Source organism: Streptomyces sp. NPDC001532, from assembly GCF_040298625.1.
In the GTDB taxonomy this organism is placed as follows: domain Bacteria; phylum Actinomycetota; class Actinomycetes; order Streptomycetales; family Streptomycetaceae; genus Streptomyces.
Genome location: NZ_JBEPAL010000011.1, coordinates 156,248 through 171,978 on the forward strand (window position 1 = coordinate 156,248; position 15,731 = coordinate 171,978).

Annotated in this window: 15 protein-coding genes; all 15 read left to right on the forward strand. The window is 71.3% G+C overall.

The window, feature by feature from the left end:
* Positions 1-160: 160 nt before the first annotated feature.
* Entirely contained in the window at positions 161-925 is a 765-nt protein-coding gene (pgsA, locus tag ABT232_RS13760) for a phosphatidylinositol phosphate synthase (RefSeq protein ID WP_351839900.1), read from the forward strand.
* Positions 922-1,830: a phosphatidylinositol mannoside acyltransferase gene (locus tag ABT232_RS13765; protein ID WP_351839833.1), complete on the forward strand. Its 909-nt coding sequence runs from the start codon at positions 922-924 to the stop codon at positions 1,828-1,830. The genes pgsA and ABT232_RS13765 overlap by 4 nt, the downstream gene beginning before the upstream one ends.
* Positions 1,827-2,996: a glycosyltransferase family 4 protein gene (locus tag ABT232_RS13770; protein WP_351839835.1), complete on the forward strand. Its 1,170-nt coding sequence runs from the start codon at positions 1,827-1,829 to the stop codon at positions 2,994-2,996. Before ABT232_RS13765 ends, ABT232_RS13770 begins: the two co-directional genes overlap by 4 nt.
* A 239-nt stretch (positions 2,997-3,235) precedes the next feature.
* Positions 3,236-3,778 carry a LemA family protein gene (locus ABT232_RS13775; protein ID WP_351839837.1) on the forward strand — a complete coding sequence of 181 codons (543 nt, stop codon included), beginning with the start codon at positions 3,236-3,238 and terminating at the stop codon, positions 3,776-3,778.
* Positions 3,779-3,936: 158 nt separating this feature from the next.
* Positions 3,937-4,851: a pyridoxal 5'-phosphate synthase lyase subunit PdxS gene (gene pdxS, locus ABT232_RS13780; protein WP_351839839.1), complete on the forward strand. Its 915-nt coding sequence runs from the start codon at positions 3,937-3,939 to the stop codon at positions 4,849-4,851.
* Between the two features lie 7 nt (positions 4,852-4,858).
* Positions 4,859-5,470, forward strand: coding sequence for a pyridoxal 5'-phosphate synthase glutaminase subunit PdxT (pdxT, locus tag ABT232_RS13785; protein ID WP_351839841.1), 612 nt, complete (start codon positions 4,859-4,861; stop codon positions 5,468-5,470).
* 48 nt (positions 5,471-5,518) lie between these two features.
* Positions 5,519-6,271, forward strand: a complete 753-nt coding sequence (locus ABT232_RS13790) for a YebC/PmpR family DNA-binding transcriptional regulator (protein WP_351839843.1) — start codon at positions 5,519-5,521, stop codon at positions 6,269-6,271.
* A 139-nt stretch (positions 6,272-6,410) separates the two neighbouring features.
* Entirely contained in the window at positions 6,411-6,950 is a 540-nt protein-coding gene (gene ruvC / locus ABT232_RS13795; protein ID WP_351839845.1) for a crossover junction endodeoxyribonuclease RuvC, read from the forward strand.
* Positions 6,947-7,552, forward strand: coding sequence for a Holliday junction branch migration protein RuvA (gene ruvA / locus ABT232_RS13800; protein ID WP_351839846.1), 606 nt, complete (start codon positions 6,947-6,949; stop codon positions 7,550-7,552). The genes ruvC and ruvA overlap by 4 nt, the downstream gene beginning before the upstream one ends.
* A gap of 127 nt (positions 7,553-7,679) precedes the next feature.
* The gene (gene ruvB, locus ABT232_RS13805; protein WP_351839848.1) at positions 7,680-8,753 is read left to right on the forward strand and encodes a Holliday junction branch migration DNA helicase RuvB; all 1,074 of its coding nucleotides are present in this window, start codon (positions 7,680-7,682) and stop codon (positions 8,751-8,753) included.
* Between the two features lie 163 nt (positions 8,754-8,916).
* The gene (yajC, locus tag ABT232_RS13810) at positions 8,917-9,393 is read left to right on the forward strand and encodes a preprotein translocase subunit YajC (protein WP_351839850.1); all 477 of its coding nucleotides are present in this window, start codon (positions 8,917-8,919) and stop codon (positions 9,391-9,393) included.
* A gap of 132 nt (positions 9,394-9,525) precedes the next feature.
* Positions 9,526-11,301 carry a protein translocase subunit SecD gene (gene secD / locus ABT232_RS13815; RefSeq protein ID WP_351839852.1) on the forward strand — a complete coding sequence of 592 codons (1,776 nt, stop codon included), beginning with the start codon at positions 9,526-9,528 and terminating at the stop codon, positions 11,299-11,301.
* A 1-nt stretch (position 11,302) separates the two neighbouring features.
* Positions 11,303-12,412 (forward strand): protein translocase subunit SecF, encoded by a 1,110-nt coding sequence (gene secF / locus ABT232_RS13820; protein ID WP_351839854.1) that lies wholly within the window; start codon positions 11,303-11,305, stop codon positions 12,410-12,412.
* Positions 12,409-12,948 carry an adenine phosphoribosyltransferase gene (locus tag ABT232_RS13825; RefSeq protein WP_351839856.1) on the forward strand — a complete coding sequence of 180 codons (540 nt, stop codon included), beginning with the start codon at positions 12,409-12,411 and terminating at the stop codon, positions 12,946-12,948. The genes secF and ABT232_RS13825 overlap by 4 nt, the downstream gene beginning before the upstream one ends.
* A 194-nt stretch (positions 12,949-13,142) precedes the next feature.
* Positions 13,143-15,713 (forward strand): RelA/SpoT family protein, encoded by a 2,571-nt coding sequence (locus ABT232_RS13830; protein WP_351839858.1) that lies wholly within the window; start codon positions 13,143-13,145, stop codon positions 15,711-15,713.
* Positions 15,714-15,731 lie beyond the last annotated feature (18 nt).

Here is a 15,731-nt window from a genome sequence, read left to right on the forward strand (position 1 = left end):
CTCCGGCGACGCCCGCGATCCTTCGAGCTTTCCACTCCCGTCACGGTGCGTCCATACGAGGGACGCGAACCCGCGGCCCGCGGCCGGCCGCGGGCCGTTCGCCGGATCCCGCCGGCCGGTGCGGGTGCCCGGCCGTCGCACACACACGCGCGTGGCTACGATGGGCCAGCCGGCGGCCAGCAGGGGACGCGCGGCGACACCGACCCTCGGGAAGGCCATGCTGAACAAGTACGCGCGTGCATTCTTCACGCGTGTCCTCACACCGTTCGCCGCGTTTCTCATCCGCCGGGGCGTGAGCCCCGACACGGTCACGCTGATCGGTACCGCCGGTGTGATCGCGGGCGCGCTGGTCTTCTTCCCCAGGGGCGAGTTCTTCTGGGGCACGATCGTCATCACGCTGTTCGTCTTCTCCGACCTGGTCGACGGCAACATGGCACGCCAGCTGGGCCGCACCAGCCGCTGGGGCGCCTTCCTGGACTCCACCCTGGACCGCGTCGCCGACGGCGCGATCTTCGGGGGCTTCGCCCTGTGGTACGCGGGCGGCGGCGACGACAACATGCTGTGCGCGGTGTCGATCTTCTGCCTCGCCAGCGGCCAGGTGGTCTCCTACACCAAGGCGCGCGGTGAGTCGATCGGGCTGCCGGTCGCGGTCAACGGGCTCGTCGAGCGCGCCGAGCGGCTGGTGATCTCCCTGGTCGCGGCGGGCCTCGCGGGCCTGCACGGGTTCGGCGTGCCGGGCATCGACGTGCTGCTGCCGATCGCGCTGTGGATCGTCGCCGTGGGCAGCCTGGTCACCCTGATCCAGCGGGTCGTCACGGTCCGCCGGGAGTCCGCGGAGGCCGAGGCCGCGGAGGCGCGGGCGGCGGAGTCCGGGCCCGGGGACGGCCGGCCGAACGCCTCCCAGGGCAGCGAGGCGGCCACGTGAGCCTCCAGGACCGCCTGGCGGACGGGCTCTACGGGCTCGGCTGGAGCACCGTGAAGAAGCTCCCGGAGCCGGTCGCCGTACGGCTCGGCCGCACCATCGCCGACGCCGCCTGGAAGCAGCGCGGCAAGGGCGTGCTGCGGCTGGAGAGCAACTACGCGCGCGTGGTGCCCGACGCCGGCCCGCAGCGGCTCGCGGAGCTGTCCCGCGCGGGCATGCGGTCCTACCTGCGCTACTGGATGGAGTCCTTCCGGCTCCCCGCGTGGAGCGCCGAGCGCGTGGCGCGCGGGTTCGAGGCCGAGGACCTGCACCACCTCACCGACGGTCTCGCCGCCGGCAAGGGCGTCGTCCTCGCCCTGCCCCACCTGGCGAACTGGGACCTGGCGGGTGCCTGGGTCACCACCAAGCTGAACATCCCGTTCACGACGGTCGCCGAGCGCCTGAAGCCGGAGACGCTCTACGACCGCTTCGTCGCCTACCGCGAGGGCCTCGGCATGGAGGTGCTGCCGCACAACGGCGGCTCCGCCTTCGGCACCCTCGCCAGGCGGCTGCGCGACGGCGGCCTGGTCTGCCTGGTTGCCGACCGCGACCTGTCCGCGTCCGGCGTCGAGGTCTCCTTCTTCGGCGACACCGCGCGGATGCCCGCCGGCCCCGCGCTGCTGGCCCAGCAGACCGGTGCGCTGCTGCTCCCGGTGACGCTCTGGTACGACGACTCGCCCGTCATGCGGGGACGGGTGCATGCCCCGATCGAGGTACCCGAGACAGGCACCCGGGCCGAGAAGACGTCTGTCATGACACAGGCGCTGGCAGACGCCTTCGCCCAGGGAATCGCCGAACACCCGGAGGACTGGCACATGCTCCAGCGCCTGTGGCTCTCGGACCTCGACCCCGCGAAGGGCCCCTCGTGAGAATCGGCATCGTCTGCCCCTACTCCTGGGACGTCCCGGGCGGGGTCCAGTTCCACATCCGCGACCTTGCCGAGTACTTCATCCGCCTCGGCCACGAGGTGTCCGTCCTCGCCCCCGCCGACGACGACACCCCGCTGCCGCCGTACGTCGTCTCGGCAGGCCGCGCGGTGCCGGTGCCGTACAACGGCTCGGTGGCCCGGCTCAACTTCGGCTTCCTGTCGGCGGCCCGGGTGCGGCGCTGGCTGCACGACGGCGCGTTCGACGTGATCCACATCCACGAGCCGACCTCACCCTCGCTGGGCCTGCTGACCTGCTGGGCGGCGCAGGGCCCGATCGTGGCCACCTTCCACACCTCCAACCCGCGCTCCCGCGCGATGATCGCCGCGTACGCGATCCTCCAGGCGGCCCTGGAGAAGATCAGCGCCCGGATCGCGGTGAGCGAGTACGCCCGCCGCACCCTGGTGGAACACCTCGGCGGCGACGCCGTGGTCATCCCCAACGGCGTCGACGTGGACTTCTTCGCCAAGGCCGAGCCGAACCCCGCCTGGCAGGGCGACACCATCGGCTTCATAGGGCGTATCGACGAGCCCCGCAAGGGCCTGCCGGTGCTGATGCGCGCCCTGCCGCGGATCCTCGCCGAGCGCCCGCGGACCCGGCTGCTGGTCGCCGGGCGCGGTGACGAGGTGGAGGCGGTGGCCTCGCTCCCGGCCGAGCTGCGCTCGCGCGTGGAGTTCCTCGGCATGGTGAGCGACGCGGACAAGGCGCGCTTCCTGCGCAGCGTCGACCTGTACGTCGCCCCCAACACCGGCGGCGAGAGCTTCGGCATCATCCTCGTCGAGGCGCTGTCGGCGGGCGCCCCGGTCCTCGCCTCCGACCTCGACGCCTTCGCCCAGGTCCTCGACCAGGGCGCGGCGGGCGAGCTGTTCGCCAACGAGGACGCGGACGCGCTCGCGGAGGCGGCGGTGCGCCTGCTGGGCGACCCGGACCGGCGCGCGGAGCTGAGCGAGCGGGGCAGCGCCCATGTCCGGCGCTTCGACTGGTCGACCGTCGGCGCGGACATCCTCTCGGTCTACGAGACGGTGACGGCCGGCGCGGCGGCGGTGGCGGCGGACGAGCGCCCCGGCGGCAGTGGCCTGAGGGCACGGTTCGGCCTGGCGCGGGACTGAGGCGGCGGGGCGGCTCGGGCGCGCGCTCGCACTGACCTGCGGGACCGCTCGGGCGTGCGTGCGCCATCCGGCCCGTCCTGCGCTTGCGGACGAGGCCGTCGGGGCCGAAGCGGGGGTCCGTGGACGGCAGCCCCCGGTGAGGGCCACCGCAGCTCCGCCCGCAGCCGCGCCCGGAGTCCCACCACCCCGCGACCCCGGTCGACCCGGCCGGGCGCAGCGCCCCGGTAGCCTTGCCGCCCGTGACGCAAACCCTCATCTGGATCCTCGTCGGCCTCGTCGCCATCGGCCTCTACCTGAGCTGGACGGCTGGCCGGCTGGACCGGCTGCACGCCCGGATCGACGCCGCCCGCGCCGCGCTGGACGCCCAGTTGCTGCGCCGGGCCTCGGTGGCGCAGGAGCTGGCGACCTCCGGTGTGCTGGACCCGGCCGCCTCGATCGTGCTCTACGAGGCCGCGCACGCCGCCCGGCAGGCCGAGGAGGAGCACCGGGAGGTCGCCGAGAGCGAGCTGAGCCAGGCGCTGCGGGCCGTCTTCGGTGACCCGCCCCAGGTGGAGGCCGTACGAGAGGTCCACGGGGGCGAGGCGGCGACCCGTGAGCTGACGGAGGCGGTCCGGCGGGTCCCGATGGCACGGCGGTTCCACAACGACGCGGTGGGTGCCGCGCGCCGGCTGCGGGAGCACCGCAAGGTCCGCTGGTTCCGGCTGGCCGGACACGCCCCGTTCCCGCTGGCCTTCGAGATGGACGACGAGCCGCCCGCGGCCCTGGTGGACCGGGTCGCCTGAGCCTGAATCGGGCGTCCGCGGACACGATCGGGCCAGGTCAGGCCGGTGCATGGCGGAAAAACGATCCACCGCCTTTCCATTGGCCCTTGCTGTGGCCTGCGTCCCTCGCGTTTCCTCTGTGAGGCAGTCACCCTCTTTTCCCCGAGTGAGGTCATCCCGTGTCCACCACGCTCCCCAACTCCGCCCAGACCCCCGAGACCGGCACCGCCCGCGTGAAGCGCGGCATGGCCGAGCAGCTCAAGGGCGGTGTGATCATGGACGTCGTCACCCCGGAGCAGGCGAAGATCGCCGAGGACGCGGGCGCCGTCGCCGTCATGGCGCTGGAGCGCGTGCCGGCCGACATCCGCAAGGACGGCGGTGTGGCCCGTATGTCCGACCCGGACATGATCGAGGGCATCATCGACGCCGTCTCGATCCCGGTCATGGCCAAGTCCCGCATCGGCCACTTCGTCGAGGCCCAGGTCCTGCAGTCCCTCGGCGTCGACTACATCGACGAGTCCGAGGTGCTGACCCCGGCCGACGAGGTCAACCACTCCGACAAGTGGGCGTTCACGACCCCCTTCGTCTGTGGTGCCACCAACCTGGGCGAGGCCCTGCGCCGCATCGCCGAGGGCGCCGCGATGATCCGCTCCAAGGGCGAGGCCGGCACCGGCAACGTCGTCGAGGCCGTCCGCCACCTGCGCCAGATCAAGAACGAGATCGCCAAGCTGCGCGGCTTCGACAACAACGAGCTGTACGCCGCCGCCAAGGAGCTGCGAGCCCCGTACGAGCTGGTCAAGGAAGTCTCCGAGCTCGGCAAGCTCCCGGTGGTGCTGTTCTCCGCCGGTGGCGTGGCGACCCCGGCCGACGCCGCCCTGATGCGCCAGCTGGGCGCCGAGGGTGTCTTCGTCGGCTCCGGCATCTTCAAGTCGGGCGACCCGGCCAAGCGCGCCGCCGCCATCGTGAAGGCCACCACCTTCTACGACGACCCGAAGATCATCGCGGACGCCTCCCGCAACCTGGGCGAGGCCATGGTCGGCATCAACTGCGACACCCTCCCCGAGGCCGAGCGCTACGCCAACCGCGGCTGGTAATCACCCGATGAAGAACGAAGCCCCTGTCATCGGCGTCCTGGCCCTCCAGGGCGACGTACGGGAGCACCTGATCGCCCTGGCCGCGGCCGACGCCGTGGCCAGGCCGGTGCGGCGCCCCGAAGAACTCGCCGAGGTGGACGGCCTCGTCATCCCCGGCGGCGAGTCCACCACGATCTCCAAGCTGGCCATCCTCTTCGACGTGATGGAGCCCCTCCGCGCGCGCGTGCGGGACGGCATGCCGGTCTACGGCACCTGCGCGGGCATGATCATGCTCGCCGACAAGATCCTCGACCCGCGCTCGGGCCAGGAGACCGTCGGCGGCATCGACATGATCGTGCGCCGCAACGCCTTCGGGCGCCAGAACGAGTCCTTCGAGGCGTCCGTCGACGTCCGGGGCGTCGACGGCGACCCGGTGGAGGGCGTCTTCATCCGGGCCCCCTGGGTGGAGTCCGTCGGCGCGCGCACCGAGGTGCTGGCCGAGCACGACGGCCACATCGTGGCGGTCCGCCAGGGCAACGCCCTGGCCACGTCGTTCCACCCGGAACTGACCGGCGACCACCGCGTGCACGGGCTCTTCGTCGACATGGTGCGCGCGAACCGGACGGCGGAGTCCTTGTAGGATCTCTGGCGTTCGTATCTGGATGGGTTACGCGAAGGAGACAGGCAGATGTCCGGCCACTCTAAATGGGCCACGACGAAGCACAAGAAGGCCGTGATCGACGCCAAGCGCGGCAAGCTCTTCGCGAAGCTGATCAAGAACATCGAGGTCGCGGCGCGCATGGGCGGCGTCGACATCGAGGGCAACCCGACGCTGTACGACGCCATCCAGAAGGCGAAGAAGCAGTCGGTCCCCAACAAGAACATCGACTCCGCGGTCAAGCGCGGCGGCGGCCTCGAGGCCGGCGGCGCCGACTACGAGACGATCATGTACGAGGGCTACGGCCCGAACGGCGTCGCCGTGCTGATCGAGTGTCTGACCGACAACCGCAACCGCGCGGCCTCCGAGGTCCGCGTCGCCATGACCCGCAACGGCGGCTCCATGGCCGACCCCGGTTCGGTGTCGTACCTGTTCAACCGCAAGGGCGTCATCATCGTGCCCAAGGGCGAGCTGACCGAGGACGACGTCCTCGCGGCCGTCCTGGACGCGGGCGCCGAGGAGGTCAACGACCTCGGCGAGTCCTTCGAGGTGCTCAGCGAGGCCACCGACCTGGTCGCGGTCCGCACCGCCCTCCAGGAGGCGGGCATCGACTACGACTCCGCCGAGGCCAACTTCGTCCCGACCATGCAGGTCGAGCTGGACGAGGAGGGCGCCAAGAAGATCTTCAAGCTGATCGACGCGCTGGAGGACAGCGACGACGTGCAGAACGTCTTCGCCAACTTCGACGTCAGCGACGAGATCATGGAGAAGGTCGACGCCTGACGCCGACAGCAGCCGAACGGGCCGACGGGACACCCCGTCGGCCCGTCGCTGTGTGCGGCGTTGTCGGTGGCACCCGATAGCCTGCACAAACTGGGGTACCGCCCAGCGAAGCTGGGGGAGATCGAAGGAGGGGCGGCGGGTGCGCGTACTGGGGGTGGACCCGGGTCTGACCCGGTGCGGTGTCGGAGTCGTGGAGGGCGTGCCCGGCAGACCGCTGACCATGCTCGGCGTCGGTGTCGTGCGCACACCGGCCGACGCCGCACTGGGCGACCGGCTCGTCGCGGTCGAGCAGGGCATCGAGCAGTGGCTCGACGAGCACCGGCCCGAATTCGTGGCGGTCGAGCGGGTCTTCAGCCAGCACAACGTCCGTACGGTGATGGGCACCGCCCAGGCCAGCGCCGTCGCCATGCTGTGCGCCGCCCGCCGCGGCATCCCCGTCGCGCTGCACACCCCGAGCGAGGTCAAGGCCGCCGTCACCGGCTCCGGACGGGCCGACAAGGCCCAGGTCGGCGCCATGGTCACCCGCCTGCTGCGGCTGGCCGCGCCCCCCAAGCCCGCCGACGCGGCCGACGCCCTCGCGCTCGCCATCTGCCACATCTGGCGCGCCCCCGCCCAGAACCGCCTCCAGCAGGCGGTCGCCCAGCACGCAAGCCACGCAACGAAAGGCCGTACGACATGATCGCCTTCGTCAGCGGCACGGTCGCCGCACTCGCCCCGGACGCCGCGGTGGTCGAGGTCGGCGGGGTCGGCATGGCCGTCCAGTGCACGCCGAACACGCTGTCCACGCTCCGCCTGGGCCAGCCCGCCAAGCTCGCCACCTCCCTGGTCGTGCGGGAGGACTCCCTCACGCTGTACGGCTTCGCGGACGACGACGAACGCCAGGTGTTCGAGCTGCTCCAGACGGCGAGCGGCGTCGGCCCCCGCCTCGCCCAGGCCATGCTCGCCGTGCACACCCCCGACGCCCTGCGCCGCGCGGTCTCCACCGGTGACGAGAAGGCGCTCGTCGCCGTCCCCGGCATCGGCAAGAAGGGCGCCCAGAAGCTGCTGCTGGAACTGAAGGACCGCCTCGGCGAACCCCTCGGCGCCCCCGCCGTCGGCGCCCCGGTCAGCTCCGGCTGGCGCGACCAGCTGCACGCCGCCCTGATCGGCCTGGGCTACGCCACCCGCGAGGCCGACGAGGCCGTCGCCGCAGTGGCCCCGCAGGCCGAGGCGGCCGAGGGCACTCCTCAGGTGAGCCAGTTGCTGAAGGCGGCGCTCCAGACCCTGAACCGGGCCCGCTGAGGCCCGCGCCGCCCGCCGCCGCGGCCCGCCGACGTGATTCGACCGGAAACCACTCCCGTGGGCGGCGCTCCCACCCCCGCACCCCACCCGAGCCCCCCATCCGACCGCGACCCCCGAGGCACACTCCATGAACTGGGACGACACGACCGACACCTCCGCCGCCGAGGAGCGGCTGGTGGGCTCTGTCGCCGACCGTGAGGACCAGGCCGTCGAGGCCGCGCTGCGCCCCAAGGACCTGGGCGAGTTCATCGGCCAGGAGAAGGTCCGCGAACAGCTGGACCTCGTGCTGCGCGCCGCGCGCGCCCGCGGCGCCACCGCCGACCACGTGCTGCTCTCCGGCGCCCCCGGCCTCGGCAAGACCACCCTCTCCATGATCATCGCCGCCGAGATGGGCGCCCCCATCCGCATCACCTCCGGGCCCGCCATCCAGCACGCCGGTGATCTCGCCGCGATCCTCTCCTCCCTCCAGGAGGGCGAGGTGCTGTTCCTCGACGAGATCCACCGCATGTCCCGGCCCGCCGAGGAGATGCTGTACATGGCGATGGAGGACTTCCGCGTGGACGTCATCGTCGGCAAGGGCCCCGGCGCCACCGCCATCCCCCTGGAACTGCCGCCGTTCACGCTGGTCGGCGCCACCACCCGGGCCGGCCTGCTGCCGCCGCCGCTGCGCGACCGCTTCGGCTTCACCGCGCACATGGAGTTCTACGAACCGGTCGAGCTCCAGCGTGTCGTCCACCGCTCGGCGCACCTGCTCGACGTGGAGATCGACGGCGACGGCGCCGCCGAGATCGCCGGCCGCTCCCGCGGCACGCCCCGGATCGCCAACCGCCTGCTGCGCCGGGTGCGCGACTACGCCCAGGTCAAGGCGGACGGGAACATCACCAAGGAGATCGCCGCGGCGGCCCTCGCCGTCTACGAGGTCGACGGCCGGGGGCTGGACCGCCTCGACCGCGCCGTCCTGGAGGCCCTGCTCAAGCTGTTCGGCGGCGGACCGGTCGGCCTGTCCACCCTCGCCGTCGCGGTGGGGGAGGAGCGGGAGACCGTCGAGGAGGTCGCCGAACCGTTCCTGGTCCGGGAGGGCCTGCTGGCCCGTACACCCCGGGGGCGGGTCGCCACTCCGGCCGCATGGGCGCATCTCGGCCTCACCCCGCCGCGCTCCCAGGGCGGGGGAAACGGACAACAGGACCTGTTCGGGACGTGACGGCGGGGGATTCGCCGCACCAGGAACCCTGGTGCCATGCTGAGCGTTGTTCCATGCGCGCGGACTCGCTTAGACTCCGCCGATGCCGCCTAAGTCGGCGGCGCACACACCCCCAACCATCAGGCCGCTCACCATCGCGGTCGTGTGAAGGAAGTACCGACCCGTGAGTCTCGTGACCCTCCTCCCGTTCATCGTGCTCATCGGGGCCATGATCCTGATGACGCGGTCGGCCAAGAAGAAGCAGCAGCAGGCCGTCGACATGCGGAACCAGATGCAGCCCGGTTCCGGTGTCCGCACCATCGGGGGCATGTACGCAACGGTCAAGGAGGTCAGCGAGGACACGGTCCTCCTCGACGCCGGGCCGGGCGTCGAACTGCTCTTCGCCAAGAACGCGATCGGTGCCGTGCTGTCCGACGACGAGTACAACCGCATCGTCCACGGCATCGAGCACGACCTGAAGTCCGACTCGGACCTCGTCCCGGACGATGCCTCCGCCCTCACCGAGAACGACGGCGACTCCGACGCTGCCGCCGCCTCCGACGACAAGGCCGTCGACCTCGGCAAGAAGGACGCGGAGCCCTCCGACGCCACGGCGGCCGAGGAGCCGAAGAAGACCGACGGCGACGCCGACGCGAAGTAGTGATGTCCCGGAGCGCGCGGGCGGGACTCGCGCGCACCGGGACATGCGCATCCCGCGCGGGATCCCGACACCATGTCATGGCCGCCGGCACGCCCACCCGGCGCGAGGCGGCCCGAGAGGGAGTACGAGAAGGTGGCAGCACCTAAAAGGGGCCGGAACGCGAGCGCCCAGAGCAAGCCGGGGCGCTCGCTGGCCCTGATCCTGATCGCCATCGTGGCGCTCACCGGTGGCATGTTCGCCTCCGGTCACACCACTCCGCGGCTCGGCATCGACCTGGCCGGCGGCACGAGCATCACGCTCCGCGCCGTCGCGGAGGACGGTAACGAGGCAGCGATCAACAAGACCAACATGGACACCGCGGTCTCCATCATGGAGCGGCGTGTCAACGGTCTTGGCGTCTCCGAGGCGGAAGTCCAGACGCAGGGCGATCGCAACATCATCGTGAACATTCCCAAGGGCACGAATTCCAAGCAGGCCCGGGATCAGGTCGGCACCACCGCCAAGCTGTACTTCCGTCCGGTGCTCGCCACCGAGCCCTCGGGCGGCGCCGCCGCCAGCCCCTCGCCCAGCGGATCCCCCAGCGCCGCCGCCTCCGAGAAGGCCACCGACACGGCGAGCCCGTCCGCGTCCGCCTCCGTGAGCGCGTCGACCCCCTCGGCCTCCGCCACCTCCCAGGGCCGCGCCGTCAGCGAGGCCCTGAAGGCCGACCCGACGCCGTCCGGCAGCGCCTCCGGCTCCCCGTCGGCCAGCGCCTCCCCGTCGGCGAGCGCGAGCGGCGGCACCGGCACCGACACCGAGGCCCAGGCCGCGTACGCCGCGCTCGACTGCAGCAAGCAGAGCGCCCGCACCGCGGCCGGCGAGGGCGCCAAGCCGGAGGACACCACCGTCGGCTGCGGTGAGATCGACGGCGTCTGGTACAAGTACCTGCTCGGCCCGGCCGGCGTCGACGGCACCGAGGTCGAGGACGCCCAGGCCGTCTACGACACCCAGAGCGGTGCCGGCTGGAAGGTCCAGATGGACTTCACCGGCGGCGGCTCCAAGAAGTTCGCCGACATCACCGGCAAGCTGGCGCAGAACCCCCAGCCGCAGAACCAGTTCGGCATCGTGCTGGACGGCGAGGTCGTCTCCAGCCCGTTCGTCAGCCAGGCCATCACCGGCGGCAACGCCGAGATCTCCGGCAGCTTCACCCAGCAGGAGGCCCAGGGCCTCGCCAACATGCTGTCGTACGGCGCGCTCCCGCTGACCTTCAAGGAGGACAGCGTCACCACGGTGACCGCGGCCCTCGGCGGTGAGCAGCTGCACGCCGGTCTGATCGCGGGCGCCATCGGCCTCGCCCTGGTCATCCTGTACCTGGTGATCTACTACCGCGGCCTGGCGCTCATCGCGATCGCCTCGCTGCTGGTCTCCGCCGCCCTCACCTACGTGATCATGGCCCTGCTCGGCCCGGCCATCGGCTTCGCGCTGAACCTGCCGGCCGTCTGCGGCGCCATCGTCGCCATCGGCATCACGGCGGACTCGTTCATCGTCTACTTCGAACGGGTCCGGGACGAGATCCGCGAAGGCCGCTCGCTGCGCCCCGCGGTGGAGCGGGCCTGGCCGCGCGCCCGGCGCACCATCCTGGTCTCCGACTTCGTCTCCTTCCTCGCCGCGGCGGTGCTCTTCATCGTCACCGTCGGCAAGGTCCAGGGCTTCGCGTTCACGCTCGGCCTGACCACCGTGCTCGACGTGGTGGTCGTGTTCTTCTTCACCAAGCCGATGCTGACGCTGCTGGCCCGCCGGAAGTTCTTCGCCGAGGGTCACCCGTGGTCCGGCCTCGACCCCAAGCGGCTCGGTGCCCGGCCGCCGCTGCGCCGCACCCGCCGTCCCTCTCCCACCGCCGCAGGCCCTGTCGACACGAAGGAGGCGTGAGATGTCGAAGCTCGGCAACCTCGGCGCCCGACTGCACCGTGGCGAGGTCAGCTACGACTTCGTCGGCAACCGCAAGATCTGGTACGGCATCTCGATACTGATCACCATCACGGCCATCGTCGGCCTGGCGGTGCGCGGCCTGAACATGGGCATCGAGTTCCAGGGCGGTGCCGTCTTCACCACCCCGAAGACCGCCGTCTCGGTCTCCCAGGCCCAGGAGTACGCGGAAGAGGCCTCCGGCCACGACGCGATCGTCCAGCAGCTCGGCAACGGCAGCCTGCGCATCCAGGTCGCCGGTATCGAGACCGAGCGGTCCGACCAGATCAAGAACTCGCTCGCCGAGGACCTGAAGGTCGACACCGAGAAGATCAACGCCGAGCTGGTCGGCCCCAGTTGGGGTGATCAGATCGCCGACAAGGCCTGGCAGGGTCTCGGCATCTTCCTGGTCCTCGTCGTGATCTACCTGGCGATCGCCTTCGAGTGGCGGATGGCGCTCGCCGCGTTCGTCGCCCTGATCCACGACATCACCATCACGGTCGGCATCTACGCCCTCGTCGGCTTCGAGGTCACGCCGGGCACGGTGATCGGTCTGCTGACGATCCTCGGTTACTCGCTCTACGACACGGTCGTCGTCTTCGACAGCCTCAAGGAGCAGACGAGAGACATCACCAAGCAGACCCGCTGGACCTACAGCGACATCGCCAACCGCTCCATCAACAGCACCCTGGTCCGCTCGGTCAACACCACGGTGGTCGCGCTGCTGCCGGTGGCGGGCCTGCTGTTCATCGGCGGCGGTGTGCTCGGCGCGGGCATGCTCAACGACATCTCGCTGTCGCTGTTCGTCGGCCTCGCGGCCGGTGCGTACTCCTCGATCTTCATCGCCACGCCGCTCGTCGCCGACCTCAAGGAGCGCGAGCCGCAGCTCAAGGCGCTGCGCAAGCGCGTCCTGGCCAAGCGGGCGCAGGGCGGCGAGCCCGACGAGGCGCAGACCGAGCAGTTCACCGACGAGGAGTACGACGACGAGGACGCCGCCCCCGCGGTCGTCGGCCCGCGCAGCCAGTCCGCGTCCCGCAGCCGGGGCCGCGGCCGTCCTTCCGGGAAGCGCCGATGACCGACGTCAAGGAGCTGCTGCTCAGCCGCATCCGCGATGTGGCCGACTATCCGGAGCAGGGCGTGATGTTCAAGGACATCACCCCGCTCCTGGCGGACCCGGCGGCCTTCACCGCGCTCACCGACGAGCTGGCCGCGATCGTGGAGCGCACCTCCGCCACCAAGATCGTCGGTCTGGAGGCCCGCGGCTTCATCCTCGGCGCCCCGGTCGCCGTCCGCGCGGGCGTCGGCTTCATCCCGGTCCGCAAGGCCGGCAAGCTCCCCGGAGCCACCCTGCGCCAGGCCTACGACCTGGAGTACGGCTCGGCGGAGATCGAGGTGCACGCCGAGGACCTGACCGCGAACGACCGCGTGCTGGTGATCGACGACGTGCTGGCCACCGGCGGCACCGCGGAGGCCTCCCTCCAGCTGATCCGCCGGGCCGGCGCCCAGGTCGCCGGTGTGGCCGTGCTGATGGAGCTGGCCTTCCTCGACGGCCGCAGCCGCCTGGCACCGGCCCTCGACGGCGCCCCGCTGGAGGCGCTGCTCATCGTCTGAGCACGGCGCACGCCGCGCGCACGGTCGTGGCACACCGCTGAGGCGGGCCCGGAGGGAATCCGGTGCCCGCCTCCCGCGTTCTCCCCGGTAGACGGCCCTCACTTTGGCCTGAAGGCGATCCTGGCGCCCGGGATCGCTACCATGGGGTTTCCGGAGCCTGACCGGGGGACCCGGATCGCGCACGAGGAGCCCTCTTGCCAGACGAGGCCCAGCACCTGACCGCCGCCAAGCCCGAGCGCGCCTCGGACGCCGCGGCCACGCCCCACGCGAAGGACGACTCGCGCGGGACGGCCCAGCCCGGCCAGTCCGCGCCCGGCGCCGAGGCAGCCGGGCAGGCGAGCCCCAAGCCGGCCCCTCCCGAGCGCCCCCAAGGGTCTTCGACAAGCTCCTCCTCCGGAGGGACCACCGCCTCGCCGAGCGCCCCGACGCCGATCCGTCCGGCCACGCCGCCGCAGCCCGCGCGCACCGGCTCCTCCAACCGCGTCCGCGCCCGCCTCGCCCGCCTCGGAGTGCAGCGCGCGAACCCGTACAACCCGGTCCTGGAGCCGCTGCTGCGGATAGTCCGCAGCAACGACCCGAAGATCGAGACGGCCACGCTCCGCCAGATCGAGCGGGCCTACCAGGTCGCCGAGCGCTGGCACCGCGGCCAGAAGCGCAAGAGCGGCGACCCTTACATCACGCACCCGCTCGCCGTCACCACCATCCTTGCCGAGCTGGGCATGGATCCGGCCACTTTGATGGCGGGCCTGCTGCACGACACCGTCGAGGACACCGAGTACGGCCTGGAGGACCTGCGCCGCGACTTCGGTGACGTGGTCGCCCTGCTCGTGGACGGCGTCACCAAGCTCGACAAGGTCAAGTTCGGCGAGGCCGCGCAGGCCGAGACCGTGCGCAAGATGGTCGTGGCGATGGCCAAGGACCCGCGCGTCCTGGTGATCAAGCTCGCCGACCGCCTGCACAACATGCGCACCATGCGCTACCTCAAGCGTGAGAAGCAGGAGAAGAAGGCGCGCGAGACCCTGGAGATCTACGCGCCGCTCGCCCACCGCTTGGGCATGAACACCATCAAGTGGGAGCTGGAGGACCTCGCCTTCGCGATCCTCTACCCGAAGATGTACGACGAGATCGTCCGTCTCGTCGCCGAGCGCGCCCCCAAGCGGGACGAGTACCTGGCCATAGTGACCGACGAGGTCCAGCAGGATCTGCGCGCGGCCCGCATCAAGGCGACCGTCACCGGCCGCCCGAAGCACTACTACAGCGTCTACCAGAAGATGATCGTCCGCGGCCGGGACTTCGCGGAGATCTACGACCTGGTGGGCATCCGCGTCCTCGTGGACACCGTCCGCGACTGCTACGCGGCCCTCGGCACCGTGCACGCGCGATGGAACCCGGTCCCCGGCCGGTTCAAGGACTACATCGCGATGCCCAAGTTCAACATGTACCAGTCGCTGCACACGACGGTCATCGGGCCCAACGGCAAGCCGGTCGAGCTCCAGATCCGCACCTTCGACATGCACCGCCGTGCCGAGTACGGCATCGCCGCGCACTGGAAGTACAAGCAGGAGGCCGTCGCCGGTGCCTCCAAGGTCCGCTCGGACGCGCCCCGGAGCACCGGCAAGGACGACCACCTCAACGACATGGCGTGGCTGCGCCAGCTCCTGGACTGGCAGAAGGAGACCGAGGACCCGGGGGAGTTCCTGGAGTCCCTGCGCTTCGACCTGTCCCGCAACGAGGTCTTCGTCTTCACCCCCAAGGGCGACGTCATAGCGCTGCCGGCCGGGGCCACCCCGGTGGACTTCGCGTACGCCGTCCACACCGAGGTCGGCCACCGCACCATAGGAGCGCGGGTCAACGGCCGTCTGGTCCCGCTGGAGTCCACGCTGGACAACGGCGACCTGGTGGAGGTCTTCACCTCCAAGGCGGCCGGGGCGGGCCCCTCCCGCGACTGGCTCGGCTTCGTGAAGTCGCCGCGCGCCCGCAACAAGATCCGCGCCTGGTTCTCCAAGGAGCGCCGTGACGAGGCGATCGAGCAGGGCAAGGACGCCATCGTCCGCGCGATGCGCAAGCAGAACCTGCCGATCCAGCGCATCCTGACCGGCGACTCCCTGGTCACCCTCGCGCACGAGATGCGCTACCCGGACATCTCCGCGCTGTACGCGGCGATCGGCGAGGGCCATGTCTCCGCGCAGAACGTCGTGCAGAAACTGGTGCAGGCATTCGGCGGCGAGGAGGCGGCCACCGAGGAGATCGACGAGAGCGTCCCGCCGGCGCGCGGACGCGGCCGCAAGCGCCGTACCAGCGCCGACCCGGGTGTGGTCGTCAAGGGCGTCGACGACGTGTGGGTCAAGCTGGCCCGCTGTTGTACGCCGGTCCCCGGGGACCCCATCATCGGCTTCGTCACGCGCGGTAGTGGCGTATCGGTTCACCGCAGCGACTGCGTGAACGTGGAGTCACTGTCCCGCGAGCCCGAGCGGATCCTGGACGTCGAGTGGGCGCCCACCCAGTCCTCGGTCTTCCTGGTCGCCATCCAGGTCGAGGCGCTGGACCGCTCCCGGCTGCTGTCGGACGTCACGCGTGTGCTGTCCGACCAGCACGTCAACATCCTCTCCGCGGCGGTCCAGACCTCCCGCGACCGGGTGGCCACCTCCCGCTTCACCTTCGAGATGGGCGACCCGAAGCATCTCGGCCATGTGCTGAAGGCGGTCCGGGGCGTCGAGGGCGTGTACGACGTGTACCGGGTGACGTCGGCGCGCAGCCGGTCGTAGCACCGCAGGCACACGAAA

Excerpts from the sequence above, each read along its gene's own strand:
- pgsA (WP_351839900.1), top strand. The coding sequence starts at position 161 with ATGGGCCAGCCGGCGGCCAGCAGGGGACGCGCGGCGACACCGACCCTC.
- pdxT (WP_351839841.1), top strand. The coding sequence starts at position 4,859 with ATGAAGAACGAAGCCCCTGTCATCGGCGTCCTGGCCCTCCAGGGCGAC.
- ABT232_RS13790 (WP_351839843.1), top strand. The coding sequence starts at position 5,519 with ATGTCCGGCCACTCTAAATGGGCCACGACGAAGCACAAGAAGGCCGTG.
- ruvA (WP_351839846.1), top strand. The coding sequence starts at position 6,947 with ATGATCGCCTTCGTCAGCGGCACGGTCGCCGCACTCGCCCCGGACGCC.
- ruvB (WP_351839848.1), top strand. The coding sequence starts at position 7,680 with ATGAACTGGGACGACACGACCGACACCTCCGCCGCCGAGGAGCGGCTG.
- secF (WP_351839854.1), top strand. The coding sequence starts at position 11,303 with ATGTCGAAGCTCGGCAACCTCGGCGCCCGACTGCACCGTGGCGAGGTC.
- ABT232_RS13825 (WP_351839856.1), top strand. The coding sequence starts at position 12,409 with ATGACCGACGTCAAGGAGCTGCTGCTCAGCCGCATCCGCGATGTGGCC.